This is a genomic window from Streptomyces sp. cg36, assembly GCF_041080675.1.
Lineage (GTDB): Bacteria > Actinomycetota > Actinomycetes > Streptomycetales > Streptomycetaceae > Streptomyces.
In genome coordinates this window covers 7075721-7102336 of record NZ_CP163520.1, presented here as the reverse complement: position 1 = coordinate 7102336, position 26616 = coordinate 7075721, and the positions used below count along the sequence as shown (strand labels likewise).

At 73.7% G+C, this 26616-nt stretch carries 22 protein-coding genes; 12 read left to right on the top strand and 10 right to left on the bottom strand.

Annotated elements, in window-relative coordinates; all coding sequences use genetic code 11:
• Positions 1–111: 111 nt before the first annotated feature.
• From AB5J87_RS31670 to meaB, 7 genes are all read left to right on the top strand, one after another.
• Positions 112–1491 (top strand): CAP domain-containing protein, encoded by a 1380-nt coding sequence (locus AB5J87_RS31670; RefSeq protein ID WP_369381669.1) that lies wholly within the window; start codon positions 112–114, stop codon positions 1489–1491.
• Positions 1492–2076: 585 nt separating this feature from the next.
• Positions 2077–2505: a tyrosinase cofactor gene (locus AB5J87_RS31665; RefSeq protein ID WP_369381668.1), complete on the top strand. Its 429-nt coding sequence runs from the start codon at positions 2077–2079 to the stop codon at positions 2503–2505.
• 55 nt (positions 2506–2560) lie between these two features.
• Complete coding sequence (locus AB5J87_RS31660; protein ID WP_369381665.1) at positions 2561–3385, top strand: tyrosinase family protein; 825 nt, start codon at positions 2561–2563, stop codon at positions 3383–3385.
• 103 nt (positions 3386–3488) lie between these two features.
• Positions 3489–4910, top strand: a complete 1422-nt coding sequence (locus tag AB5J87_RS31655; protein WP_369381664.1) for a pyridoxal-phosphate dependent enzyme — start codon at positions 3489–3491, stop codon at positions 4908–4910.
• Between the two features lie 219 nt (positions 4911–5129).
• On the top strand, positions 5130–6980 hold the full coding sequence (gene mutA / locus AB5J87_RS31650; protein ID WP_369381662.1) for a methylmalonyl-CoA mutase small subunit: 1851 nt from the start codon (positions 5130–5132) through the stop codon (positions 6978–6980).
• Positions 6977–9166, top strand: coding sequence for a methylmalonyl-CoA mutase (scpA, locus tag AB5J87_RS31645; RefSeq protein WP_369381659.1), 2190 nt, complete (start codon positions 6977–6979; stop codon positions 9164–9166). Before mutA ends, scpA begins: the two co-directional genes overlap by 4 nt.
• A 6-nt stretch (positions 9167–9172) precedes the next feature.
• Entirely contained in the window at positions 9173–10168 is a 996-nt protein-coding gene (gene meaB / locus AB5J87_RS31640) for a methylmalonyl Co-A mutase-associated GTPase MeaB (protein WP_369381658.1), read from the top strand.
• A gap of 54 nt (positions 10169–10222) precedes the next feature.
• On the opposite strand, the gene AB5J87_RS31635 is transcribed toward meaB, so the two are convergent.
• The gene (locus tag AB5J87_RS31635) at positions 10223–10828 is read right to left on the bottom strand and encodes a sigma-70 family RNA polymerase sigma factor (protein ID WP_369381655.1); all 606 of its coding nucleotides are present in this window, start codon (positions 10826–10828) and stop codon (positions 10223–10225) included.
• A 145-nt stretch (positions 10829–10973) separates the two neighbouring features.
• Positions 10974–11771, bottom strand: a complete 798-nt coding sequence (locus AB5J87_RS31630) for a hypothetical protein (RefSeq protein WP_369381654.1) — start codon at positions 11769–11771, stop codon at positions 10974–10976.
• 234 nt (positions 11772–12005) lie between these two features.
• Here AB5J87_RS31630 and AB5J87_RS31625 point away from each other — a divergent pair, with 234 nt between their 5' ends.
• Complete coding sequence (locus AB5J87_RS31625) at positions 12006–13208, top strand: MFS transporter (RefSeq protein ID WP_369381651.1); 1203 nt, start codon at positions 12006–12008, stop codon at positions 13206–13208.
• Entirely contained in the window at positions 13205–14158 is a 954-nt protein-coding gene (locus tag AB5J87_RS31620) for a sugar ABC transporter permease (protein WP_369381649.1), read from the top strand. Before AB5J87_RS31625 ends, AB5J87_RS31620 begins: the two co-directional genes overlap by 4 nt.
• Positions 14159–14346: 188 nt before the next feature.
• Here AB5J87_RS31620 and AB5J87_RS31615 read toward each other — a convergent pair whose 3' ends face one another.
• On the bottom strand, positions 14347–15528 hold the full coding sequence (locus tag AB5J87_RS31615) for an acyl-CoA dehydrogenase family protein (protein WP_369381647.1): 1182 nt from the start codon (positions 15526–15528) through the stop codon (positions 14347–14349).
• Between the two features lie 242 nt (positions 15529–15770).
• On the opposite strand from AB5J87_RS31615, the gene AB5J87_RS31610 reads away from it, so the two are divergent.
• Both AB5J87_RS31610 and AB5J87_RS31605 read left to right on the top strand, forming a co-directional pair.
• On the top strand, positions 15771–17615 hold the full coding sequence (locus AB5J87_RS31610) for a CoA transferase (RefSeq protein WP_369381645.1): 1845 nt from the start codon (positions 15771–15773) through the stop codon (positions 17613–17615).
• The gene (locus tag AB5J87_RS31605) at positions 17612–19267 is read left to right on the top strand and encodes a class I adenylate-forming enzyme family protein (protein WP_369381643.1); all 1656 of its coding nucleotides are present in this window, start codon (positions 17612–17614) and stop codon (positions 19265–19267) included. Before AB5J87_RS31610 ends, AB5J87_RS31605 begins: the two co-directional genes overlap by 4 nt.
• Positions 19268–19332: 65 nt before the next feature.
• Here the strand turns inward: AB5J87_RS31605 and AB5J87_RS31600 are convergent, their stop codons facing one another.
• The 7 genes from AB5J87_RS31600 to AB5J87_RS31570 form a co-directional block, all read right to left on the bottom strand.
• Complete coding sequence (locus AB5J87_RS31600) at positions 19333–20136, bottom strand: ABC transporter substrate-binding protein (protein WP_369381642.1); 804 nt, start codon at positions 20134–20136, stop codon at positions 19333–19335.
• Entirely contained in the window at positions 20091–20960 is an 870-nt protein-coding gene (locus AB5J87_RS31595) for a metal ABC transporter permease (RefSeq protein WP_369381641.1), read from the bottom strand. The genes AB5J87_RS31600 and AB5J87_RS31595 overlap by 46 nt, the downstream gene beginning before the upstream one ends.
• Positions 20957–21607, bottom strand: coding sequence for an ATP-binding cassette domain-containing protein (locus AB5J87_RS31590; protein WP_369381640.1), 651 nt, complete (start codon positions 21605–21607; stop codon positions 20957–20959). Before AB5J87_RS31590 ends, AB5J87_RS31595 begins: the two co-directional genes overlap by 4 nt.
• An 86-nt stretch (positions 21608–21693) precedes the next feature.
• Positions 21694–22467 carry a DJ-1/PfpI family protein gene (locus tag AB5J87_RS31585; RefSeq protein WP_369381638.1) on the bottom strand — a complete coding sequence of 258 codons (774 nt, stop codon included), beginning with the start codon at positions 22465–22467 and terminating at the stop codon, positions 21694–21696.
• 106 nt (positions 22468–22573) lie between these two features.
• On the bottom strand, positions 22574–23029 hold the full coding sequence (locus AB5J87_RS31580; protein ID WP_369383728.1) for a luciferase family protein: 456 nt from the start codon (positions 23027–23029) through the stop codon (positions 22574–22576).
• A gap of 119 nt (positions 23030–23148) precedes the next feature.
• A complete protein-coding gene (locus AB5J87_RS31575) occupies positions 23149–24396 on the bottom strand; it encodes an SPFH domain-containing protein (RefSeq protein ID WP_369381635.1) in 1248 nt (415 codons plus the stop codon).
• Positions 24397–24435: 39 nt separating this feature from the next.
• The gene (locus AB5J87_RS31570; RefSeq protein ID WP_369381634.1) at positions 24436–24678 is read right to left on the bottom strand and encodes a hypothetical protein; all 243 of its coding nucleotides are present in this window, start codon (positions 24676–24678) and stop codon (positions 24436–24438) included.
• Between the two features lie 463 nt (positions 24679–25141).
• Between AB5J87_RS31570 and AB5J87_RS31565 the strand changes: the two genes are divergently transcribed.
• Positions 25142–26599 (top strand): multicopper oxidase family protein, encoded by a 1458-nt coding sequence (locus tag AB5J87_RS31565; RefSeq protein WP_369381633.1) that lies wholly within the window; start codon positions 25142–25144, stop codon positions 26597–26599.
• Positions 26600–26616 lie beyond the last annotated feature (17 nt).

The following is a 26616-nucleotide window of genomic DNA, read 5'->3' as shown; positions in this document are numbered from 1 at the left end:
CTCATCCGTACGACACGCCGGAGGCGGGAACCAGCCGCCGCGCCCCCCGCGTTCTTCCCACAGCACGGCGTGACGGCGGATCGCGGCGGGTTCCGTGGACGGGTGGTGGGGATGAGCGAGTTGGTGCCGGGGGGCAACCGGCCCCTTCCGGACGGAGTGCTGACGATCGGCGTCCCCGGGCCGTTCGACCTGTCCGTGCTGATCACCGACGACTCGGGCAAGGTCGGCGGCGACGCCGACTTCGTCTTCTACAACCAGCCCTCCGCGCCCGGCGCCCGGCTGGGCGACGAGGTCATCACCGTCGACCCGCGCCGGCTGCGCGCCGGGGCGAGCCGGCTGACCGTGGTCGTCAGCCCCGCCGACCCGGCGGTCCCGCTGGGGCGGCTGCCGGCGCCGAGCCTGCGGGTCAGCGGTCCGGGCGGCGAGGTGGTGGCCCGGTTCACCCCGCCCCGCCCGGAGCGCGAGACCGTGCTGCTGCTCGCCGAGATCTACCGGCGGGGCGCGGGCTGGAAGGTCCGCGCGCTGGGACAGGGGTACGCGGACGGGCTGGCCGGAGTCGCCCGCGACTTCGGGGTGGACGTGGCCGACGAGGACCCGTCGGCCGCCGCACCGGGTCCCGCCGCCCCCGCGCCACCGCCGCCCGCCCATGCGCCCACCGTCCAGCTGCCCGCCACCCCCGGCCCGGCCGTCCCGCAGGCGCGCGGGGCCGGGCGGGAGGACGGGCTGGGCGGGCTGGTCAACGCCGAGCGCAGGCGTGCCGGGGCGCCCCCGGTGACGCTGGACGCCCGGCTGACCTCGGCCGCCGAGGCGCACGCCGCGACGATGGCCGCGCAGGGCCGCCTCAGCGTGGAGAGCCCGGACGGGGTGTCGGTCTTCCAGCGGGTGACCACGCGGGGATACCCGTATCTGACGATCGCCGAGCACCTGGTCTCCGGCCCGCGCACCCCGTCGGAGTTCCTGGCGTACTGCCAGGAGGACGCCCACACCCGCCGTCCGCTGCGGGACGCGGGGTTCACGGACGCGGGGATCGGCCGCGCCACCGACGCGCGCTCGGGCGAGGTGTACTGGACGGCGCTGTGGGCCAGGCCGTTCAGCGGCGACGGACTGCGGCGCACCGTGACGGAGGTGGTCACGCTCACCAACGGCCACCGCGCGAGCGCCGGGCTGCGCCCGCTGTCCGACGACGGCCGCCTCGCCACCGCGGCCCAGGCGTACAGCTCGGACATGGCCGCGCGCGGCTTCTACTCGCACACCTCGCCCGAGGGCCTGGAGCCGTGGGACCGGGCGCGGGCGGCAGGTGCCGGGCACCGGGGCATCGGCGAGAACATCGCGTGCGGGCAGCGCACGGCGGCCGAGGTGGTGGAGGGCTGGATGAACAGTCCGGGGCACCGCGCCAACATCCTCAAGCCGGACTTCACCCACATAGGAGTGGGCTTCGAGGGCGGCGGCCGGGCGGGCACGTACTGGACCCAGCTGTTCGGCCTGGCCTGACCCACGACCACCCCGGCCTGACCCCGTGGCTGGGCTGTTCGGCCTGACCCGACCCCGTGGGCCGGCCCGGCCTGCCCCGCGCCCGGCCCGAGCCGACACACTCCCCCTCCAGCGCACCTACGCACCCACGCAAAGCGTCGCCCGGGTCACTCCGGCATGCCCCCGGACACCCGCGACCCCAGGAGCCAAACCGGCCAGGTTTACGGCGTGAGGGCCGCCACACCTCCACCACCTCGGCAACAAAATCTTCACGGAATCCACAACTTCCAGAGAGAATCTCCGCTTTCGCCGACCCCGGAAGCCCCGAACAGCAAGATCATCTTCGTTCAAGATTGCACTTCGAATCTGGACATGTCCGTATTGGGGCCAACCACTTGGGTGGCGCTTTGCCTTCCCGTTGCCGGGCTGTAGGCATTTGTCAGGACGGTCCCGACGGGCGTCCCGGTCATGACCAGACCGGACGAACACCCGTGGACGAACCGTCACATGCGTGGGCCGGGGGGCGTATTCACGCAGACCACAGAAGACGCACCCGTCCTACGCAGGACCACTGACGAGCTTTGCCAGAACCACAGGGGGTTACCCATGTCCCAACTCTCCCGCCGCAGCGCGCTCGGCATCACCGCCACCGCGGTCGCCGGACTCGGCCTGGCCGGTACCGCGTACGCCGCCACGTCGACCGCTCCCGCAGCCGGGGTCCGCCCGGCCGGCGAGGACCACGCCGGCCACACCGGCGGCGGCATGGACCACGGCGGGCACACCGCGCCCGCCCCGTTCGACGAGGTGTACCAGGGCCGCCGCATCCAGGGCGCGCCCGCACAGGGGGGTGCGCACGGCGGCCACCACGGGGGCTACCAGGTGCTGATCGACGGCAAGGAGCTGCACGTCATGCAGAACGGCGACGGCACCTGGATCAGCGTGGTCAACCACTACGAGACGTTCGCGACGCCGCACGCCGTGGCCCGCGCCGCCGTGGTCGAGCTCCAGGGCGCCACGCTCGTCCCGCTCGCCTGACCCTTCCGGACCAGCACCCCGCACCCCGCACGGCACCACCATCTGGAGCACTTCCATGACCGTACGCAAGAACCAGGCGACGCTCACCTCCGACGAGAAGAAGCGTTTCGTCAACGCCGTCCTGACGCTGAAGCGCAACGGCAAGTACGACGCCTTCGTCACCACGCACAACGCCTTCATCATGAGCGACGGCGACGACACCGACCGGGTGGGCCACCGCTCCCCGTCCTTCCTGCCGTGGCACCGCAGATTCCTCATAGAGTTCGAGGAGGCCCTCCAGTCGGTCGACTCGACCGTCGCCCTGCCCTACTGGGACTGGACTGCCGACCGCACGGTCAGCTCCTCCCTCTGGGCCGCGGACTTCCTCGGCGGCACCGGCCGCAGCCGCGACGGCCAGGTGATGGACGGGCCGTTCGCCTCCTCGGGCGGCCAGTGGGCCATCAACGTCCGGGTGGACGGCCGCAACTACCTGCGCCGCGCGCTGGGCGCGGGCGTGCCGCAGCTGCCCACCAAGGCCGAGGTCGACAGCGTGCTCGCCATGACCACGTACGACGAGGCCCCCTGGAACAGCATGTCGACCGGCGGGTTCCGCAACCACCTGGAGGGCTGGCGCGGGGTCAACCTGCACAACCGCGTGCACGTCTGGGTGGGCGGCCAGATGGGCACCGGCGTCTCCCCCAACGACCCGGTCTTCTGGATGCACCACGCGTTCGTCGACAAGCTCTGGGCGCAGTGGCAGGAGCGCCACCCCAACTCGCCCTACCTGCCCGCCGCCGGCACGGCGAACGTGGTGGACCTGCGCGAGACCATGCGCCCGTGGAACAACGTGACCCCCGCCGACATGCTGGACCACAAGAAGTTCTACACGTTCGACGCGTAGTGCGGCGGGTGCGGGTCCGGCGAAACGGTTCGCCGGGCCCGCACCTCCAGGTCCCGTCCGACGGCCCCGGCGGGGGCGCCGGACAGCCTTTAGGCTCACCGGCATGGATGTTCACGAGTCAGTGCTCGAACTCATCGGCGGCACCCCTCTGGTGCGGCTGCGCACCCCCGGCGGCGAGGCGTCGGCCCCGCTCTACGCCAAGCTCGAATACCTCAGCGCGGGCGGCAGCGTGAAGGACCGCGTCGGGCGGCACATGGTCGAGCGGGCGGAGCGGGACGGGGTGCTGCGGCCCGGCGGCACGATCGTCGAGGCGACCTCCGGCAACACCGGGGCGGGCCTGGCGATGGTGGCCGCCGCCAAGGGGTACCGGGCGGTGCTCGTCGTGCCGGACAAGACGAGCGCCGAGAAGATCGCCACGCTGCGCGGATACGGCGCGGAGGTGGTCGTGCGGCCGGGCGGACTGCCCGCCGAGGACCCGCAGAACGTCTTCAACACGGCCGCGCGGATCGCCGAGGAGACCCCGGGCGGCTGGCTCGCCGGGCAGTACGACAACCCGGCCAACCCCGGCGCGCACTACGCCACCACCGGCCCCGAGATCTGGCGCCAGACCGACGGCCGGGTCACCCACCTGGTGGCGTGCGTCGGCACCGGCGGGACGATCAGCGGCACCGGGCGCCATCTGAAGGAAGTCAGCGGCGGCGCGGTCCGGGTGACCGGCGCCGACCCGGCGGCGTCGGTGTATTCGGGCGGCGACGGCCGACCGTACTTCGTGGAGGCCACCGGCCATGTGCGCCACCCGGAGACGGTGGAGGACGTCTGGCCCACCTCCTACGACCAGAACGTGGTCGACGAGGTGATCCCCGTGAGCGATCGCGAAGCGCTGCTGACGGTTCGTCAACTCGCCCGTGAGCAGGGCCTGATGGTCGGCGGTTCGGCAGGTCTGGCGGTGGCCGCGGCGCAGCGGGTGGCGGCCGGGCTCGGGCCCGAGTCGCTGGTGGTGGTGATCCTGCCGGACTCGGGGCGCCAGTATCTCTCGAAGTACTTCAACGACGCGTGGCTGCTGCGGCTCGGCTTCCTGGACGGCGGCGACGGCGCCGAGAGCGGGGCGCGGGTCGGGGACGCGGTGCCGGAGGCGGTACGGACGCGCCCGCTGCCGTATGTGAACCGGCTGGCCACGGTGGCCGAGGCGCTCGACGTGCTGCGGGCGCGGCGGGACCGGGGGCTGCCCGGGGTGCTGCCGGCCGGGCCGTGCCCGGTGGGGCCGGGGCGCCGGCCGACCGTGCCGGAGCTGGCCGGATCCGTGTCGCTGGACGCGCTGGCGGCCGGGCTGGAAGACGGCACGGTCGAGCCGGACGCGCTCGTCCGCGACCACCTCGGCGCACCCCTGCCGCACTTCGGCGCGGGCGAGAGCGCGCGGTCGGCGCTGGCCGAGCTGGCGGAGCGGGGCGCGGAGACCGCGGTGGTGGTGCACGACGGGCACGGCGTGGGGCTGATCGGACGGGCCGAGCTGCACGCGCTGCTCTGACGCGCGGAAACCGGCCACCGGAGGTGTCCGCGGGGCGGGCGGCGCGATGCCGCGAACAGGGCGGTACGGCCGGTTGCGACCACGAACACACCCCCTGTCCGCCCCGGGTGCCGCCCCGGATACGGCACCGCCCTGAAAGGATCAAGAGCGTTCCGGAGAGGGCAAGGTCACAGGCGCTCCCTCTGCTGCACCTTTGCGCCACTGCCCTAGCATCTGAGCATGACGGTCCTGCCTGACGACGGGCTTTCGCTGGCCGCCGAGTTCCCTGATGCAACCCATGAGCAGTGGCAGCGCCTCGTGGAAGGCGTGCTGCGCAAATCGGGTAAAGATGTCTCGGGCACGGCTGCCGAGGAGGCGCTGTCCACCCCCGTGGAGGACGGGCTCACCACCCGGCCCCTGTACACCGCGCGCGACACCGCGCCCGATGCCGGTTACCCCGGCTTCGCCCCCTTTGTCCGAGGCCGCCGGGCCGAGGGCAACGCGGCCGACGGCTGGGGCGTACGACAGCGCCACGCCGGAACGGATCCCGCGCGGGTCAACGAGGCCGTGCTCGCGGACCTGGAGAACGGCGTCACCTCGCTCTGGCTGCCCGTGGGCCGGGGCGGGATCCCCGTCTCCGGACTCGCGCGCGCCCTCGACGGCGTCTACCTCGACCTCGCGCCGGTGGCCCTGGACGCGGGAAGCGACTATGAGCCCGCCGCACGCGAGCTGCTGCGCCTGTACGCCGAGCGCGGTGTCCCGGACGACGCCGCGCGCGGCACCCTCGGCGCCGACCCGCTCGGCCACGAGGCCCGTACCGGCGAGGAGCTGGACCCGGCCGCCGCCCTGGAGCTGGCCCGGCTGTGCGCCGGGCGCCACCCCGGGCTGCGCGCGCTCACCGTGGACGCGCTGCCGTACCACGAGGCGGGCGGCTCGGCCGCCCAGGAGCTCGGCGCGTCACTGGCCACCGGCGTCGCCTATCTGCGCGCGCTGACCGGGGCGGGCCTCTCCGTCGAGGCGGCCTGCGGCCAGCTGGAGTTCCGTTACGCGGCCACCGCCGACCAGTTCCTCACCATCGCCAAACTGCGCGCGGCGCGCCGGCTGTGGGCGCGCGTCGCCGAGGCGAGCGGCGCTCCCGCCGCCGGCGGACAGCGCCAGCACGCGGTGACGTCGCCGGTGATGATGACCCGTCGCGACCCGTGGGTGAACATGCTGCGGACCACGGTGGCCTGCCTGGGCGCCGGGGTCGGCGGCGCGGACGCCGTCACGGTGCTGCCCTTCGACCACTCGCTGGGCCTGCCGGACGCCTTCGCGCGCCGCATCGCCCGCAACACCTCCGCCATCCTGCTGGAGGAGTCGCACCTGGCCAGGGTCATCGACCCGGCGGGCGGCTCCTGGTACGTGGAGCGGCTCACCGCCGAACTCGCCGACGCCGCCTGGGAGTTCTTCCGCACGATCGAGCGCGCGGGCGGCCAGGCCGCGGCGCTGCGCTCCGGCCTGATCGCCGAGCGGCTCGCCGCGACCTGGGCGGAGCGCTCGCGCGAGCTGGCCAAGCGCCGCGAACCGGTCACCGGCGTCAGCGAGTTCCCGCACCTCGCGGAGCGCGCCGTCGCGCGCGAACCCGCCCCGGCCCAGCCCTCGGGAGGACTTCCCCGGGTGCGCCGCGACGAGGCGTTCGAGGAGCTCCGCACCCGCTCGGACGCACGGCTGACGGAGACCGGGGCGCGCCCCAAGGTGTTCCTGGCCGCGCTCGGCCCGGCCGCCGCGCACACCGGCCGCGCCACCTTCGCCGCCAACCTCTTCCAGGCGGGCGGCATCGAGCCGGTCCACGACCCGGTGTCGGTGGACGCGTCGACCGTCGCCGGGGCGTTCGCCGCCAGCGGCGCCGAAGTGGCCTGTCTGTGCTCCTCCGACGCCCTCTACACCGAGCAGGCCGAGGCCGTCGCCGAGGCCCTGCGGTCCGCCGGTGCCCGCCGCGTGTACCTGGCCGGGCGCGGTGACTTCGCCGGTGTCGACGAGTACGTCTTCGCGGGTTGCGACGCCGTGGCCGTGCTCTCCTCCGCCCTCGACCTCATGGGAGTGGCGTCATGACGATCCCCGACTTCTCGGAGCTGCCGCTGACGCCGGAGGCCCCCGGCGACGGTTTTGAGGACCAGTGGCGTACGGCGGTGAAGGAGTCCACCGGGAGAGCCGACGGCGAGATGCTGTGGGAGACCCCGGAGGGCATCGCCGTCAAGCCGCTCTACACCTCGCGCGACCTGGAGGGCCTGGACTTCCTGGAGACGTATCCGGGGGTGGCGCCGTATCTGCGCGGCCCCTACCCGACGATGTACGTCAACCAGCCCTGGACGATCCGGCAGTACGCCGGGTTCTCCACGGCCGAGGAGTCCAACGCCTTCTACCGGCGCAATCTGGCGGCCGGCCAGAAGGGCCTGTCGGTCGCCTTCGACCTGCCGACCCACCGCGGCTACGACAGCGACCACCCGCGCGTCACCGGTGACGTCGGCATGGCGGGCGTGGCGATCGACTCCATCTACGACATGCGCCAGCTGTTCGACGGGATCCCGCTGGACAGGATGACGGTGTCGATGACGATGAACGGCGCGGTGCTGCCCGTTCTCGCGCTCTACATCGTGGCCGCCGAGGAGCAGGGCGTACCGCCCGAGAAGCTGGCCGGGACCATCCAGAACGACATCCTCAAGGAGTTCATGGTCCGCAACACCTACATCTATCCGCCGGGTCCCTCGATGCGGATCATCTCCGACATCTTCGCGTACACCTCGCAGCGGATGCCGCGCTACAACTCGATCTCCATCTCGGGCTACCACATCCAGGAAGCGGGTGCGACCGCCGATCTGGAGCTGGCGTACACGCTGGCGGACGGGGTGGAGTACCTGCGGGCCGGACAGGCGGCGGGGCTGGACGTCGACGCGTTCGCGCCCCGGCTCTCCTTCTTCTGGGCCATCGGCATGAACTTCTTCATGGAGATCGCGAAGATGCGCGCGGCCCGGCTGCTGTGGGCGCGGCTGGTCAAGCAGTTCGACCCGAAGAACACCAAGTCCCTCTCGCTGCGCACCCATTCGCAGACCTCGGGCTGGTCGCTGACCGCCCAGGACGTGTTCAACAACGTCACCCGCACCTGCGTGGAGGCGATGGCCGCCACCCAGGGCCACACCCAGTCGCTGCACACCAACGCGCTCGACGAGGCGCTGGCCCTGCCGACCGACTTCTCGGCGCGCATCGCCCGCAACACCCAGCTGCTCATCCAGCAGGAGTCGGGCACCACGCGGTCCATCGACCCGTGGGGCGGCAGCGCCTACGTGGAGAAGCTCACCTACGACCTGGCGCGCCGGGCCTGGCAGCACATCCAGGAGGTCGAGGCGGCCGGCGGCATGGCCCAGGCCATCGACGCGGGCATCCCGAAGCTGCGCGTCGAGGAGGCCGCCGCCCGCACCCAGGCGCGCATCGACTCCGGGCGCCAGCCGGTGATCGGCGTCAACAAGTACCGGGTGGAGAACGACGAGCAGATCGACGTCCTCAAGGTCGACAACTCCTCGGTGCGCGCCCAGCAGATCGCCAAGCTGCGGCGGCTGCGCGAGGAGCGCGACGAGGCGGCCTGCCAGGACGCGCTGCGCGCGCTGACGGACGCCGCGTCCTCCGGCACCGGCAACCTGCTGGAGCTGGCCGTGAACGCGGCCCGCGCCAAGTCGACGGTCGGCGAGATCTCGGACGCGCTGGAGAAGGTGTACGGGCGCCACGCGGCGCAGACCCGTACGATCTCCGGCGTGTACCGCACCGAAGCAGGGGAGTCGCCTTCCGTGGAGCGCACCCGCGCCCTGGTGGACCGCTTCGACGAGGCGGAGGGCCGCCGTCCGCGCATCCTGGTCGCCAAGATGGGCCAGGACGGCCACGACCGCGGCCAGAAGGTGATCGCCACCGCCTTCGCCGACCTGGGCTTCGACGTCGACGTCGGCCCGCTCTTCCAGACCCCGGCCGAGGTGGCCCGGCAGGCGGTCGAGGCGGACGTGCACATCGTCGGTGTGTCGTCGCTGGCCGCGGGCCACCTCACCCTCGTCCCGGCGCTCCGCGAGGAGCTGGCGGCCGAGGGACGGGAGGACATCATGGTCGTCGTCGGCGGTGTCATCCCGCCGCAGGACGTCCCGACCCTCCTGGAGATGGGCGCGGCGGCGGTCTTCCCGCCCGGCACGGTCATCCCGGACGCGGCGTACGACCTGGTGACGCGGCTCGGCGCGGCGCTGGGCCACGACGAGCTGTAGCCGCCCGTGCGCATCGATCTCGACAGTTACGCCAAGGGCGTGCTCGACGGGAAGCGGGCCTTCGTGGCCCGGGCGATCACCCTCGTCGAGTCCACCCGGCCCGACCACCGCGCGCTCGCCCAGCAGTTGCTCACCGAGCTGCTGCCGCACGCGGGCCGCGCGCGGCGGATCGGCATCAGCGGGGTGCCCGGGGTGGGCAAGTCCACCTTCATCGACGCCTTCGGCACGATGCTGACCGGGCTCGGCCACCGGGTGGCGGTCCTGGCCGTCGACCCGTCCTCCACCCGTACGGGCGGCTCCATCCTCGGCGACAAGACGCGGATGGAGCGGCTGGCGGTGGATCCGGCGGCGTTCGTCCGGCCCTCGCCGAGCGCGGGCACGCTGGGCGGCGTCGCCAAGGCCACCCGTGAGTCCATGGTGGTGATGGAGGCCGCCGGCTACGACGTGGTACTGGTGGAGACGGTCGGCGTCGGCCAGTCCGAGACCACGGTCGCGAACATGGTCGACTCGTTCCTGCTGCTCACCCTGGCCCGCACCGGTGACCAGCTCCAGGGCATCAAGAAGGGCGTCCTGGAACTGGCCGACGTGATCGCCGTGAACAAGGCGGACGGCCCGCACGAGCGCGACGCGAAGTCGGCGGCGCGCGAACTGGCGGGCGCGCTGCGGCTGATGCACCCCGCGGACGCGGCCTGGACTCCCCCGGTGCTGTGCTGCAGCGCCCGTGAGTCCAGCGGCCTCGACACCGTGTGGGAGCGCCTGGACCAGCACCGCACGCTGCTCGACTCCACCGGCAGGCTCGCCGCCAAGCGCCGTGACCAGCAGGTCGACTGGACCTGGACGATGGTCCGCGACGAGCTCCTGGACCGGCTGCGCGCCCATCCGGCGGTGCGCGACCTCGCGCCCGCGCTCGAACGGAGCGTGCGCGCGGGCGAACTCACACCGACGCTGGCCGCCGAACGCATCCTGGGCGCGTTCCAGGGCGGGCCCGAGAGCACCCCGTAGGAGCCGTGCCGCGAAGGCCCGGACCGCAGCGCGCGGTCCGGGCCTTCGCGGTGCTCAGGCGGGGGCGCCGACGAGTTCGCCGCGCTCGGCGTGCCGCAGCCGTTCGATGAGGGCCGCGCGGGCCCGCGCCACCCTGGAACGGACCGTGCCGACCGGGCAGTTGCTCACCTGGGCCGCGTCCGCGTAGGGCAGCCCGAGGAGCTGGGTCAGCACGAACGCCTCCCGGCGCTCGTCCGGCAGCGCGGCCAGCAGATCGGCGAGCACCACCCCGTCGTCGAAGCCGGGCAGCCCGCGCGGCTGGGCGCGCTCGGCGGCCGACTGCCAGTCGTCGGTGTCCGACACCCGGGGGCGCGCGGCGGCGTACCGCAGGTTGTCGATCACCGCCCGGCGGGCGATCGACAGCAGCCAGGTACGGGCGGAGGAGCGGCCCTCGAACCGGTGCAGACTGCCGAGCGCCCGCAGGAACGTGTCCTGGGTGAGGTCGTCGGCGGCCTGCGGATCGGCGCCGAGGTAGGTGACGTAACGGCGTACGTCGCGGTGGAGGGCGCGGACGAAGTGCTCCACGGCCTCGGGGTCTCCGGCGCGGGCGGCCAGCGCCCAGGCGGTTATCGCCTGGTCCGTGGACTCGTCGCGCGAGCTGGGCAGGGCAGGAGTGATCACCTGGTGTCCTTCTCGGGAATCCGGGTTCCGGACCGGCGCGCGGACGGCGGGCCCGGTGAAGGGGTACGGCGGCACGAGGCGTGCGGCCGATGCCCGGGGCGCCGGGGAGGTCATGTCCCGGGGCGCCGCGGGGATCCGGCTGTCGTCAGACGACAGCGGTCCCGGCGGGCGGGCCCCTTGAGGTGATCGCGTGGACGAGGAAGAGCTGCCGGGGCGCCTGGACGGTACGGTCGCGCCGGGTCCGCACGCTCGGGCGGCGCGGTGCGACGGCCCGCGGCAGCACCAGCCGCAGCGGGGCGAAGAGCCATCCGGCGACGGCGCGCAGGATCCGGAAGGCGGCGCGCTCGCCGTACGCGAGCCACAGCCCGCAGAGCAGCGCGGCGAGGAGGTGGGCGGCGAGCATCCCGAAGGAGGAGAGGCCCATCGGCATCCCCGCCATGTCGTGCATGCCCGCCATACCGGACATGCCGTGGCTCATGGAACCCATGGATTCCATATGGCCCATGTGGCTCATGGACCCCATGTGGCTCATGTGCCCGAGGGAACCCACGGACCCCAGCGAACCCAGCGAACCCGTGGAGCCCATGGACGCCATGGACTCCATCGACGCCGGGGAACCCATCGACGCCGGGGAACCCATCGCGCTCATGGCCTGCTCCGGGACCGGCCCGCCCATGGGTGGGCGCGCGGCCGTCTGGGCCATCGAGAACAGTTCGTGCAGCACCACCTGGGCCACCACGGCGACGGCCACCACCTGCGCGAAGCCGCGCTCGCGCCCGGCCAGACACCACGCCGTGGCGCCGGTGCCCACCAGCCCGCACCCGAGTGCCCACCAGGGCACCGGGGAGCCGGACATGAGGGCGTGCCCCAGCGCCGTGAGCAGCACACAGAGGGCCGCGAACATCGCGGCCCGCACAGTGCGGCAACAGTCTCCGGCAGTCATGGCGCGCTCATCCTCGCATCCGCCTCCGGCGTCGCACCGCCGGGTTCGAACAATGATCCGGTGTTTCCGCGCCTCGCACGATGTGATCCAGGCCACTTCAACTCGGGGGAACTGGAACCCAGTTCGCACCGACTTCTCTCGGAGCCCAGGGGGATGCCCCGGGCCCGGACGGAAGCGGGGGCACCGGTGGAGGCGGACCGGAACGGCGGGGCGAGGAAACCGTCGGGGACGGCGGTGACGGGGACCGTGACGGCGCTGCTGACCTGCGCCATGGCGTTCTCGATGCTCCAGCTGTTCCTGCTGGGCGCGCTCGGCCCGCGCATCGTCGCCGCCCTCGACGTCTCCCCCACGGTGCTCGGCCTCACCACCACGATCGGCTTCGGCGCCGCCGCGGCGCTCTCGCCGCTGGGCGGCAAAGTGGTCGACGCGGTCGGCCCGCGCCGCTGCCTGGTCGCCCTGCTGCTCGTGTCGGCGCTGGCGCTCGCACTGATCGGCGCGGCGCCCGGAGCCGGGTTCCTGCTCGCGGCGGTCGCCCTCGGCGGACTGCCGCAGGCCCTCGCCAACCCCGCCACCAACAAGGCGATCCTGGCCGCCGTGGCGCCCGAACGCCGGGGTGCGGTGACCGGGATGAAGCAGTCCGGCGTGCAGCTGGGCGCCTTCGCGGCCGGGCTGCCGCTCGCCGCCCTGGCCGGACCGGCCGGGTGGCGCGGCGCGGTCTGGACGGCGGCGGGCACGGCGCTGGCCGCCGCCGTCTGGGCGGCCCGGGTACTGCCCGCCGACCCGCCGCCCAAGCCCGCCGCGCCCATCCGGCCGCCGCGCGGCGCGATCGCCTGGCTCACCGGCTTCTCGCTCCTGCTGGGCTGCGGCATCGCCTCGGTCAACACCTACCTCGCGCTGTACGGTTCGCGGCGGCTCGGTCTCGGCCCCACCTCGGCCGCCGCGCTCGTCGCGGTGCTGGGCGTTGCCGGGGTCGTCGGGCGGGTCGGCTGGTCGAAGGTCGCCGGACGCCCCGAACGCGCGCTGTGGCTGCCGGGCCTGCTCGCCGCGGGCGCGGTCGGCGCCGCCCTGCTCCTCGCCGCCTCCACGTACGCGCACCCGCTGGCCTGGGTCGCGGCCGTCGCCGTCGGGGTGTTCGCCGTCTCCGCCAACGCCGTGTCGATGGTCCTGGTCATGCAGCGCGCCGAACCGGGCCGCGCCGGACAGGACTCCGCCATGGTCTCGGCCGGCTTCTTCGCAGGGTTCGCCGTCGGCCCCCCGCTGTTCGGCCTGCTCGCCTCGGCCCACCACTACGGCCCCGGCTGGCTGCTGGTCGCGGCCGAGTTCACCGGCGCGGGCGCGGTGGCCTCGGTGTGGGCGGTACGGGAGCGGGCCACGGCGGTACGCGCGCGTGCCCGGGAAACGCGGGACACCCCGGACGCCCGGGAGGTGCGCGGATGAGCGCGCCGGAGTGGGCGGGTCCGGCCCTGGACGCGCTGCTCGGGCGGGTCGCCGCCACCCGGGACCACGTGGGGGCGCGCTTCCCGCTGTTCGCCGAACCCGGCTCCGGAGAGTGGACGACGACCCGGCGCGGCTCGTGGACCGGTGGCTTCTGGGCCGGGCTGCTGTGGCTGCGCGCCCGCCGCACGGGCCGGCCCACCGACCACGCCACCGCCCGCGCCTGCGCGGCCCGCCTCGCGGAGTGGCTGGACGCGGACACCTCCACCCGCGGACTCATCTTCTGGTACGGAACGGTCCCGGCCCACGAAGACCCCGACAGCGGCGCCCTGCGCGCCCGCGCCGCCCTGGCCTGCCGGAACGCCTTCGAACCGGATCACGGCGTGGTGCCCTGGGGCACGGCGTTCGGCGGCCCCCGCCTCGCCGCCCGCACCGACGGCGTACCCGGCACGGTCCCGCTGCTCGCCACCGCGGACCCCGCCGCGGCCGACTCCCATCTGCGCCGCCACCTCACGGTGTTCACCGACTCGCCGCCCACCTGGTCCCGGGGCCGGGCCTGGCTGCTCCTCGGCGTGGCCGAGGGCGTACGCCACCTGGGCGCCCAGGACCTGGCCCCGACCGCCGACCGCCTGACCGGCCCGGCACTCGTCCCCCTCGCCGACGAACGGCACCCCGACGGCCCGCTCGACACCTCCGCCGCGGCCATCACGGCCTACGCCCTGCTCCTGCTGGACCGCGAGGCGGAAGCGACCGCGATCCTCGACCGTCTCGTGCACAGCCATCTGACGACCGACGGGCGTCTGCTGGACGGGTGCTATGAGTGGGGAGAGGGGACTGGGACAGAGGTGGGGGCGGGGACAGGGACTGCCGTGCGGCATGAGCTGATCTGGGGGAGCTTCTTCTTGGCGAGTGCGTTGGAGATGTTGGTGGAGGGGCTGACGGCTGACGGCTGACGGCTGACGGCTGACGGCTGACGGCTGACGGCTGACGGCTGACGGCTGACGGCTGACGGCTGACGGCTGTCAACATCTGTCAGCCGTCGACGGTTATCTGCTATCTGCCAGCCGCCAACCCTCAGCTGTCAGCTGCTAGCTGTCAGCCGCCCCTCGCACGCACCCCACACCCCAGCCCCGCACCCCCCTCACCCCCGCAACACCCTCCGCGCCACCGACGTGATGTGCAGCTCGTCCGGGCCGTCCAGGATGCGGGCCGCGCGGCCCGTTCGGAACAGGGCGGGCAGCGGGGTGTCCGGGCCCAGCCCGGCCGCGCCGTGCACCTGGATCGCCGCGTCCGCCACCTGCTGGAGCATCCGGGCCGCCGCGACCTTGGCGAGCCCCACCTCGACGTGGGCGTCCCGGCCCGCGTCCAGCAGCGCCACCGCCTCGTAGACCAGGGGCCGGGTGGTGCGCAGGGACAGCAGGGCCTCGAAGACGTGGAGTTGGACGAGCTGGAGGTCGCCGAGCCGCCCCCGTGAGCGGGTGCGGGTCGCCGCGCGGTCGCGCAGCAGGTCGAACGCCCGCCCGGCCTGGCCCAGCCAGCGCAGACAGCGCAGGGTGCGGCCGAGCTGGAGGCGTTCGGCGGCGACGGTCAGCGCGGCTCCCCTGGCTCCGACGAGGTGGTCCGGGCCGACCACGACCCCGTCCAGGGCGATCTCCCACTGTCCGCCCGCGCCCAGCACCGGCAGCTCGCGCACCACGCGGAAGCCGGGAAGAGCGGTCGGCACCACGAGCAGGGAGAGGCCGTCGCGGTCGCCGGGGCGGCCGTCCGTGCGGGCCAGCACGGTCACCAGGTCGGCGTCCGCGGCCCCGCTGGTGAACCACTTGCGTCCGGTGATCCGCCAGCCGCCGTCCGGTAGTTGCTCCGCGCGGGTGGCCGTCAGGAAGGGGTCGGTGCCCGGGACGTCCGGTTCGGTCATCGCGTAGCAGGCCCGCAGTTCCCCGGCGGTGAGCCGGCGCGCGTACGCGGGGCCGGTGGCGGCGCTCCCGTGGGCGCTCAGCATCAAGACGTCCAGGAGCGAGGCCGAGCCCAGGGCGGCGGGCCCGTGGTCGCTGGCTCCCTCGGCCTCGGCGACCTGCGCGTACGACCGCAGGGGCAGCCCCTGGCCGCCGAGCGCGATCGGGTGCGCGAGCGCCCACAGGCCCTGTGCGCGCGCCTCGTCCTGAAGGGTGCGCAGCGCCGTGCGCGCGGCCGGGCCGCCCGCGTCGAGCACCGGCTCGTGGGGCTCGACGCGTTCGCGTACGAAGGCGGCCACGCGGTCGCGCAACTCCTTCACGTCGGCCGGGCATTCCGGCCCGCCCCGCAGCTCCGCCGCGTACTCGTCCACCAGTTTCCTCCAGCTCCCGGGAACCCCCTCGAACGGCGGTCCGACTGTTCTTCCGTGCTGTTCGTTCGTGCTGTTGCTACGTGGAACTGGTCGGAGGCGGTGGCCTCCGGGTTCCCGCGGTGGCGGCGCGGCGCCCACGAGGTCGGTGCCAGCGGCCGATCCAGCGACCCGAGAAGACCCAGAGATCCCCGAGATCTCACGGAACTCAGAGATCCCAGAGAAACCAGAGAAAGAGGACAGGCATGGCAGCAGTTTCCGCCGGCCCTGCCGAAGCGGCGAGAACCGTCGCCGGGGGCACCGCCGGGCCGCTCCACGGCCCACTGCACGGGCTGCGCCCCAGCGCGTCCGGACCGGCCGGGCCCGGGTCCGCGCTGGTCGCGGAGCACCTGCGGCTGCTCGGCGCGGAGCCCGCCGAGCGTGCCGAGCCCGCCGAGCGCGCCGGCACCCCCGACGCGGCCGGCACCGCACGCATCGCGCTCTCCGGGGCCGGTTTCGCCGAGTTCACCGCCCACACCTCCTGGGGCGCCTCGCCCACGGTCGTCGACGAGGCGACCGTGCAGGCCGCGACCGGCATCATGGCGGTGCACGGCCGCCGCGACGGCGTGCCGCGCGGGCTGGCCGCCGACTACGCGGCCACCGCCGCCGGGGTGCTCACCGTGCAGGGTCTGCTCGCGGGGCTGCTCGCGCAGGCGCGCGGCGGCGCGGGGAGCGGGGTGCGGGTCAGTGCGGAGCGGGCGGCGCTGCTGACCGTGTCGCAGTATCTGGCCGCCGAGGGCGCCGAGGAGGCGGAGGCGGCCGAACTCGCCCCGGGCGGCCCGCCGTTCACCTCCCGCGACGGGGTGGTCTTCGAGCTGGAGACCCTGGATCCGGGTGCGTGGGCCGCGTTCTGGCGGGGGATCGGCGCGCCCGAGGAGGCGGTCCGCCGGGGGTGGCGGCCGTTCCAGTTCCGGTACGCGACGGCGTGCGCGCCCTTCCCGGAGGCCCTGCACGACACCGTGCGGGCGACCGGGTGGGAGCGGGTGCGCGGCGCGGCCGACGCGTCGGGCGCCGAGGTGTGCCCGCTGTACACGCTGGCCGAGCGGGCCGCCGAGGACGACGGGGCCGCGCCCTGGACGCTGGCCTCTTGCGGCGCGGGTGAGGCGCGCGAAGCCGCCCGCTCCCCCGCTCCCGGCGGTCCGCTGGCGGGGCTGACCGTGCTGGAGGCGGGGCGCCGCATCCAGGCGCCGCTCGCCGCGCATCTGCTCGGGCTGCTCGGGGCCGATGTCGTACGGATCGAGCCGCCGGGCGGTGACCCGCTGCGCGGGATGCCGCCCGCGTGCGGCGGGGTGTCCGCGCGCTGGCTGGCGCTCAACCGGGGCAAGCGGGCGGTGGAGCTGGACATCAAGTCCGCGGGCGGGCGCCGCGAGCTGCTGGGGCTGGCGGCCGGGGCCGATGTGTTCCTGCACAACTGGGCGCCGGGCAACGCGGCCCGGCTCGGTCTCGACCGGGACGACCTGGCGGTGGCGAACCCCGCGCTGGTGTACGCGTACACCAGCGGCTGGGCGGACCGGCTGGTGGACGCGCCGATGGGCACCGACTTCATGGTGCAGGCCCGTACCGGGGTCGGTGAGGCCGTGCGGCCTGCGGGCGAGGCGCCCGCGCCGTCCCTGATGACGCTGCTCGACGTGCTCGGCGGGCTGCTGGGCGCGGAGGCGGTCCTGGGCGGGCTGCTGCTGCGCGAGCGTACGGGCCGGGGCGTGCGGGTGGACTCCTCGCTGCTGGGGGCCGCCGACGTGCTCACCGCGCCCGCCCGCCGCCGTGTCGCGCGGGGGCTCGATCCGCGGCGCCCGGCCGGGTTCCGGCGGCCGGTGGCGACCCGGGACGGCTGGGTGGCACCGGCCGACGCGTGCGCCGATGCGGTGGCCGCGTACGACCTCGGCGGGCTGTCCACCGCCGATGCCCAGGAGCTGCTGGGCGGGCACGGGCTGGCGGCGACCACCGTCACCACCGACCTCGGCGCCCTGGCGCACGATCCGCGTTTCGCCCCTTCGATGGGCCGCGACCCGCACGGCGCCCTCGCCGTGCCCGACCCCTGGAGCTTTCTGTGACCGTCGTCCTGCGCGATCTGCTGCCCGCCCGTCTGCGCCGCTCCTGGGCCGTGGACGGTGTCTGCCCCGACCTCGATCTGTACAGCCTCTACCGGGCGCGCCAGATCGCCGATCCGCATCGCGCGGCCGTGATCGACGCCAAGGGGAAACTCTGTTACACCGCTCTGGACCGGCGGGCACGCTGTATGGCCGCCGGGCTCGAAGGGCTCGGCATACGGTCCGGTGACGTGGTCGGCGTACAGCTGCCGGCCGGGCGGGAGGCGGTGGTCGCCGACATCGCGCTGGCGGCGCTGGGCGCGGTGGCGCTGCCGTTCCCGGTGGGGCGGGGCGGCCGGGAGGCGGTGTCGCTGCTCGGCCGTTCGGAGGCGGTCGCGGTGATCGCGGCCACCGAGCACCGGGGCAGCCGGCACGCCGCCGATCTGCTCGCGCTCCGCGACGAGCTGCCGCTGCTGCGCGCGGTGGTGGCCGCCGGTCCTGGTGTGGTGCCCGAAGGGGCTGTTCCGCTAAGGGAGTTGACGCGTGGTGACGCGCACGACTTCGTGCCGGCGCGTCCGCATCCCGACGCGGCGGCGCGCATCCTGGTGTCGTCCGGCTCCGAGGCGGAGCCGAAGATGGTGGCGTACTCGCACAACGCGCTGGCCGGTGGGCGCGGCAACTTCCTGGGCTCGCTGCTGACCGACGGCGAGCCGCCCCGGTGCCTCTTCCTGGTGCCGCTGGCCTCGGCGTTCGGCAGCAGCGGCACGGCGGTGACGCTGGCCCGGCACGGTGGGACGCTGGTGCTCCTGGACCACTTCTCGCCGGAGGCGGCGGTGCGGGCGCTGGTGGAGCACCGGCCCACGCATGTGCTGGGCGTGCCGACCATGGTCCGGATGATGCTGGACCGGCTGGCGGAGGACGGCGCCGCGCCGTTCACCCCGCCGACCGCGCTGATCGTCGGTGGCTCCCCGCTGGACGCGGCGACGGCGGAGGAGGCCCGCCGGGTGTTCGGCTGTCCGGTGGTGAACCTGTACGGGTCGGCCGACGGCGTCAACTGCCATACGGGGCTGGCCGCTGGGCCCGTGGCGGCCGACGGGCCGGGGGTTCTGGCGGGGCGGCCGGATCCTCGGGTCACGGACATCCGGATCGCGCTGCCGGGTACGGCCGAGCTGGAGGAGGCGCCGCCGGGCGCCGTGGGGGAGATCGTCGCCCGGGGTCCGATGAGCCCGCTGTGCTATGTGGCGGCTCCCGACCTCGATGCCCGTTACCGCACCGCCGACGGCTGGGTGCGCACGGGCGATCTGGGCAGGCTGGAGGAGGACGGCACGCTGCGGGTGGTGGGGCGGCTCAAGGACGTGGTGATCCGGGGCGGCGCCAACATCAGCCCCGCCGAAGTGGAGTTGGCGATCGCGGCGCATCCGCTGGTGCGGGACGTGGTGTGCGTGGGCGTGCCCGATCCGCTGATGGGCGAGCGGCTCGCCGTGTGTCTGGTGGGGCGCGAGGGGGCGGAGCTGTCCCTGGCGGAGCTGTCCGCGCATCTGGACGCGCGCGGCCTGGAGCGCCGCAAGCACCCCGAACGGCTGCTCCACGTGGCGCAGTTGCCGCTGACCCCGGCGGGCAAGCCCGACCGGGCGCGGGTGCGGGAGTGGTGCGGGAAGCAGACGGCGGCGGCCTGAGTGAGCATGTGGAAGGGGGCGGACCGGATCCGGTCCGCCCCCTTCCACATGCCTCGGCCCCGGGCTCAGCCCTTCATCGCCTGCTTCACGTCGGCCGCCGCCTTGCGGTAGACGGCGAGCAGGTCGAGGTCCTTGTCGGGGTAGTTGACGATCTCGATCTGCTTGGCGCCGGAGTCGGGCAGCACCTTGCCGGTCGACATGTGCGCGTTGTCGAGGACGAGTGCGGGCTTCTTCTTCGACAGTGCGGCGAGCTGCTGGGCGGTGACCGCCTCGGGCCCGTAGGTGCCGACGACCTCGGCTCCGGCCAGCTTCGCGGACCAGGTGGAGAAGACCTGGGCGACCACCACCGGGGGCCTGCCGCCGGGCCAGGCGTTCTTCACGTCGGCGCGCAGCCTGCCGTACTCGGTGTCGAAGGACGCCTTCCAGCGGGTCGCCGCCGCCTCGGTGCCGAACAGCTTGCCGAGCCGGGCGACTTCGGCGCCCGCCTTGTCGGCGTCGTTGTCGAGGCCGACCTCCACCAGTTTCGCCTTGGAGCCCGCCGCCTCCTTGATCTTCGCGGCGTACGGTTCGAACGGCGCGTACAGCACGAAGTCGGCGCGGCCGACGGCGGCGAGGTCGGACGGCTTGGGATCGTAGTCGGGGGCGTGGTGCACCGACTGCGGGACGATGACCTTGACGTCGTCGATCCCCGCCGCCTTGGCGAACGCCCCTTCCCAGACGGTGGTGGCGACGACGACCGGCTTGCCGCCGTGCCCGGCGGACGCCTGGTCCGAGGGCGAGTCGTCGTCGCCGCATCCGCTGAGCACGAGCCCGGCGCCGATGCTCAGTGCGAGGAGGGAAGGGACGCGGACGCGGCGGTGCTGCGCCATGAGCTGGTTCTCCGTTCGGGGACGAGATGGACGGCGAGGACCACTGCCCCGGCCGTCAGGACGAGTACGGGGCCGGGCGGCCAGTCGAGCTTGAGCGCCACGAGGAACCCGGTGGTGTTGACGGTGAGTCCGATGCCCACCGCCCAGGCGGTGATCGAGGTGAGCGAGGAGCCGAGCCGCCGGGCGGCGAGCGCGGGCAGCAGGGTGAGCGCGTCGACGAGCAGCGCGCCGGTGAGCTTGATGGCACCGGCGACGGCGACCGCGACGAGCACCAGGAGCAGCAGGGTGAGCCGTTCGACGCGTACGCCGGTGCTGAGGGCGAGTTCACGGTCGTACAGGAGCAGCGCGAGGTCGCGCCGCCGCCACCAGAACAGGGCGGGGACGGCGGCGGCCAGCGCGCCGAGCAGCCACAGGTCGGCGCCGCCCACCGAGAGGATGGAGCCCCACAGCAGGGCGAAGGCGCCGGAGGCGTTGACCCCGGAGACCGAGAGGACGAGCAGTGCCGCCGCGATGGCCAGGCTCATCAGCAGGCCCATCGCCCCCGAGAGGCCGTCGGGCGTGCGGGCCAGCGGGGCCACCGAGGCACCGGCCAGCGCGCAGGCGACCAGGGCGCACAGCATCGGGTCGAGCCCGGTCAGCAGGCCGACGGCGATTCCGAGCAGCGCCACGTGCATCATCGCGAACCGTACGGGCATGATGTCGAGCCCGACGATGACGACGCCGATGACCGGCAGGCCGACGGCGGCCAGGAGCAGGGCGGTGCCCGCCCGTTGGACGGGGACGAGCTGGAGGAGTTCGCCGAGGTCGGCGGAGGCGGTCATCATCGGCGGCCGTCCCGGGAGGCTTCGCGCAGGTGGCCCGCGGCCATTTCGAGGACGCGTTCGCAGCGGTCGGCCAGCGCCCGGTCATGGGTGACGACGATCAGGGTGACGGGCAGGGAGAGCAGCACGTCGGCGGCCTCCTCCTGACCGGCGAAGTCCAGTGCCGCGGTGGGTTCGTCGGCCAGGAGCACGCCCGCTCCGGCGGCGACGCAGCCGACCGCGCGGGCCAGGTACATCCGCTGGAGCTGGCCGCCGGAGAGGGTGTGCAGGGGGCGCCGGGCCATCGCGGCGACCCCGAGCCTGGCCGCCGCGTCCGCCGCTTCGGCGGGGGCGCCGCTGCTGGCCAGCAGCTCGCCCGCGAGGAGCGGGAAGCGGCCGGTGGCGGGCTTCTGCGGGATCCAGGCGCAGGCACGGCGGCGCCAGGCCCAGTCGGCGGCGGTGCGGGTGTTCCGTCCGCCGACCAGGATGTCGCCCGTCGTGCGCCGGTGCAGTCCGAGCACGGCCCGCACCAGGGTGGTCTTGCCGGATCCGTTGGTCCCGGTCAGGGCGACCCGTTCGCCTGCCGGGATGTCCAGATCCACCGCGCGCACGGCCTCGACCCGGCCGTGGCGGCACGCGACGGCGCGCATCCGCACTTCGAGACCGTCCATCCCACCTCCTCGTCTTCCTCGACAGCAGTCGGAAGGCGGGGCCGGTTGGTTCCCGGGTGCGCGCGCTCTTCGCGGAACGCGCCGCGCTACCGGGCGCGGCCGGCGTCGTCGAGGAGCTTGAGGGCGAGTTTGCGCAGTTCGGGGTCGGCCTTCTCGGGCGAGCCGGTGTCGTAGGGCGGCTGGGGGTCGTATTCGATGCCGAGCTGCATGGCCTGCGCGGTCCGGTCGTCGGAGAGGCGGGCGGCCAGGTGGAGTCCCATGTCGATGCCCGCGGAGACCCCGGCCGCCGTGATGATCTTGCCGCTCTCGACGAACCGTCCGGGGGTGTCGATGGCGCCGAAGTCCTTGAGCATGGGGCGGGCCGCCCAGTAGGTGGCGGCGGGCACGCCCCGGAGCAGTCCGGCGGCGCCCAGGATCAGCGCGCCGGTGCACACGGACGTGGTCCACAGGGAGTGCCGGTCGATGCGGCGGATCCAGTCGTGGACGGCGGTGTCCTTCATCATGTCGAGTGCGCCGGGCTGTCCGCCGCCGGGCACCAGGAGCACTTCGGCGCGCGGCACCTCGCTCAGTGCGCGCTCGGCGACCAGGGTCAGTTCGCCGGTGTCGGTGCGGACCGGTCCGGCCGTCTTGGCCACCATGGTGACCCGCACGTCGGGCACCCGGCACAGCACTTCGTACGGGCCGACCGCGTCCAGTGCGGTGACGCCTTCGTACAGCAGGACCGCGACGCGGATCCGGCGGGGCGCGGCGGCGTGGGCGGGGGTTCCCGCGCCGATGGTGGCCGCGAGTCCGGCCCCTACGCCGCCCGCGACGGCGCTGCGCAGGACCCCGCGCCGGGTCTGCCCGTGCTCGGCATTCATCGTTCAACACCCCTTGCTGCTGTGGTGGTTGCCGCGTTGGGCGGCTCACTTCAGCAGTCGGGCGGGGGGCCGGGAAGGTTCCCGGGGGTGGTGGACGCGCGGCCGGTCAGTCCGGCCGGTGGCCGTGCGGGAGGAGCCGGCCCATGGCCCGCCGGGCGGCCGGGACCAGCCCGTGGGCGGCGGGCGGCGCGGCGCCCGCCGGGACCGCGACGGCCGGGGAGGGCACCGCCGAGCCGTACCACTCGCAGGGGGTGCCCGGGTGCCGGCGACGGGTGTCACCGTGGGCCTTGAGCGCCACGCTGACCAGGCTGAGCAGCAGCTCGACATCGGCGTCGCAGTCGAGCAGGACGGTCAGCCAGGCCGATCCGGGGGTGACCCGGATCGCGCTGCTGCGCCGCAGTTCGGGCAGCAGCCGTTCGATCGCGGTGTGGGTGAGGTGCAGATCTGCGGCGTGGTCGGAGTGGAAGTGCACCACCTCGTACTCCGCCGTGCGGAAGGCTTGCCCAACGGCGCACCGGGGCGGGCCACTTACCAGATTCGGCCATGTCTCCAACTGAGCCATGGCGCGATGGGCCGCGGTCATAACCCCATCCTCGCGCACGATTCACCCGCAGGACACCCCTCTCACCCTTCTCGGTGGCGCCTTGACCAATCCGTGCCCATCGGGGGACGCCGAACGCGTCAGTCCAGCTCGACGGTGCCGTCGCCGGGCCTGGCCTGCGGGTCGTTCCCGCTGCCCGGCTCGCGCGCCGCGCCCTCGGTGCGCTGACCGGGGGTGGTGAGGTATCCGCGCAGTTCCAGCGGCCCGCCCGGCCTGTCCGGACCCGCGCCCTTCTCGGTGGACTGGCCGGATCCGCTCAGGTTCTGCCGGACCGAGTCGAGGATCGTGAGGCCCTGGCCGACCAGGCCGGCCGCGATCTCGCCGAGGCCGTCGGCCCCGTTCAGCACGTTGACGTTGGCGCCCGCGAGGCCGCCCGCGGCCTCCTTGACGATCTGGGGCAGCTGGTCGATCAGCATCCGGTCGAGGGCGACCCGGTCGTGCGAGGCCGCCGCCGCGGCCTGGATCCTCATCCGCTCGGCCTCGGCCACGGCGAGGACCCGGATCCGTTCGGCCTCGGCCTCGGCGGGCTTGACGATCTCGGCCACCAGCTGCTGCTGGCGCAGCTTGGCCTGGCGCAGGGCGAGTTCGGTCTGCGCGGCCAGCACCTCCTGCTGGGCGTGGGCCTGGGCGAGCGGTCCGGCCTGGGCGGCCTGGGCCTGGGCGCGGTCGACCTCGGCCGAGTACTCGGCCTGGACGACGGCGGTCTGGCGCGCGTACTCCGCCTGGTTGCGGGCGGCGGCCTGCTCGGCCTCCACGGCGGCCTGGTTGGCCTGGGCCTGGGCGATCTGGGCCTGGCGCTGGATGGCGGCCTTGTGCGGGGCGGACATGGCGGCGATGTAGCCGGTGTCGCCGTCGTCGATCGACTGGATCTGGAGCGAGTCGACGATCAGCCCGATCTTGGCCATCTCCGACTTGGAGGTGTCCAGGACCTCGGCGGCCAGTTTCTGCCGCTCGGTGACGATCTCCTCGACGGTCATGGAGCCGATGATCGCCCGCAGGTGACCGGCGAAGATGCGACCGGTGAGCACCGACATCTGGTCCTGGTCGGAGAGGAAGCGCTGACCGGCGTTGACGATGGACTCGGTGTCGTTGCCGACCTTGAAGGCGATGACGGCGCGGACGGTGAGCGCGATGCCCTGGCGGGTCACACAGGTCTCGGTGACCTCGGACTCGCACATGGCGAGGGTGAGGAACCGGGTCTTGCGGAAGATGGGGAGCACGAACTTGCCGTGGCCGGTCACCACCCGGAACGGCGCTCCCCCGAGGCCCCGTCTGCCGCCCGAGATGAGCATCGCCTCGTCGGGGGCGGGAACGCGGTAACCGAACATCCTGGTCTCCCTGCTTCTGCTGTTCTTGTGCTCCGGCCGTCAGCCGGCGTCGAGGCCCAGCGCCTCCAGTGGGTCGGCCCACTCGATCACATCGACCTGGCGGGTGCCGCGGGATTCCACGACGAGGACCCTGGCCCCGCGCGGCAACGGCTCCTGGGCCCAGGCGAGGAAGGTCTCCGAGCCGCCCCGGACGCGCACCAGGACCTCGCCGGGGCCGTCCGTCCCGCGGATGCCCACCAGCACCTCCCCGACGCAGCCGATCACGGCGTCGTCCCGCTCCATGGCCCGACCCTCCCCCACGATCCGGACACTTGAACGATCCGGACTTCTCACGATAGCTCCCGGCCCTCGCGGGGCCCATCCTCGGGCACCTGACGGAGTCTGACGTTCGGTTGCCAGAGGTCCTGCACAACTGGCAAGTAATTTGCGAAATCTGACACAACCCTGAAACCAGAGTGTCTTGTTCGGCCACTGCGGCGCCGGAAGACTAGAGCCAAGATCTACTGCGCCGCACCGGGCCCCACCCCGGAGGGGTGCCGTTCCAGACGCATCACCCCGAGGCCGGACTTCATGTACCAGGTGGGGCTGTTCCCCGGGACTGCCGGTCAGGCGGCGGCGAGCCGACCCACTCGCCGGACCGCGTGACGGGCCGGCGGCGCCTGCGGGATGCCCGCACGCCGCCCGCACGACCACTGCCAGGGCGCCGCGGGGGCGTCCTCAGCATGTCTCGCTGGGAGAGTTTTTGATGATCACACGCAGGAATGCCATGAAGGCCGGCGTGGCGCTGACCGGTGCCGTGGGGGGCGCGGGGCTGCTGCTTCCCGCGCTGGGCAGCGAGGCACAGGCCCAGACCGCGACGGACATCGACCCGACGACCATCCCCAAGTTCACCCAGGAGATGATCGTCCCCGAGGTCACGCGTCCGGACCGGATATCGGGCACCACCTCGTACTACAGCTTTGAGATGAAGGAGGTGCAGACCGAGATCATCCCCGGTCTGCAGACCACCGTCCGCACCTTCGACGGCCACTGGCCCGGCCCGTGGATCAAGGCGTGCTCCGGCCACCGCGTGGTGGTGACGCAGAAGAACGACCTGCCCACGCCGGCCTCGATCCACCTCCACGGCGGCCACGTCCCGGAGTCCAGCGACGGCACGCCGATGGACCTGATCCAGCCGGGCGGCAACGAGAAGACGTACACGTACCCGAACAGCCAGCCCAACGCGAACCTGTGGTTCCACGACCACGCGCACCACATCGAGTCGGAGAACGTCTTCCGCGGGCTGACCGGGTTCTACACGCTGATGGACCTGCCCGAGAAGGAGCTGGGGCTGCCGTCCGGCGCCTACGACATCCCGATCGCGATCCGCGACGCCCGGTTCGACGCGGACGGCCAGCTCGTCTACCAGATGAACGACTTCCGGGGCCGCAACGTCATCCTCGCCAACGGCAAGGCGTGGCCGTACTTCGAGGTGGCGGCGCGCAAGTACCGCTTCCGGCTGTACAACACGGCCAACATGAAGTTCTTCACCCTGAAGTTCTCCAACGGCGCCACCGTCCAGCAGATCGGCGGGGACGGCGGTCTGCTGGAGGCCCCGCTGACCACCGACACGATCTCGCTGACGACCGGCGAGCGCGCCGACGTCGTCGTCGACTTCTCCAAGTTCCCGGTGGGCACCACCTTCGAGCTCGTCAACACGGAGGGCGTGCCCGCGGGCGTGCCCCCGACGCCGGTCCTGCAGTTCCGGGTGACCCACAAGGCCGCGGACTACAGCCGGGTGCCCGCGCGGCTGCGGACGCTGCCCGCGCTGCCGACGCCGACCGTCAGCCGCAACGTCGTGCTGCGCGTGGACGAGAACAGCGCGGACGGCATGGGGTACATCGACGAGAAGGTCTACGACCCGGACCGCGTCGACAACACCATCAAGTACGGCGACACCGAGGTGTGGACGGTCTCCAACGTCAACCAGCGGGTGCCGCACAACTTCCACATCCACCTGGTGCAGTTCCGGGTGCTGGAGCGCAACGGCGTACCCGTGACGTCCGGGCCCGAGACCGGGCTCAAGGACACGGTCCGGCTGATGCCCGGCGAGAAGGTGAAGGTGCAGGCCACCTTCACCGGCTACCGCGGCAAGTACGTCTACCACTGCCACATGTTCGACCACGCGTCGATGGGCATGATGGCGACGATGCAGGTCGTCTGAGGCCCACGGCCGGACGG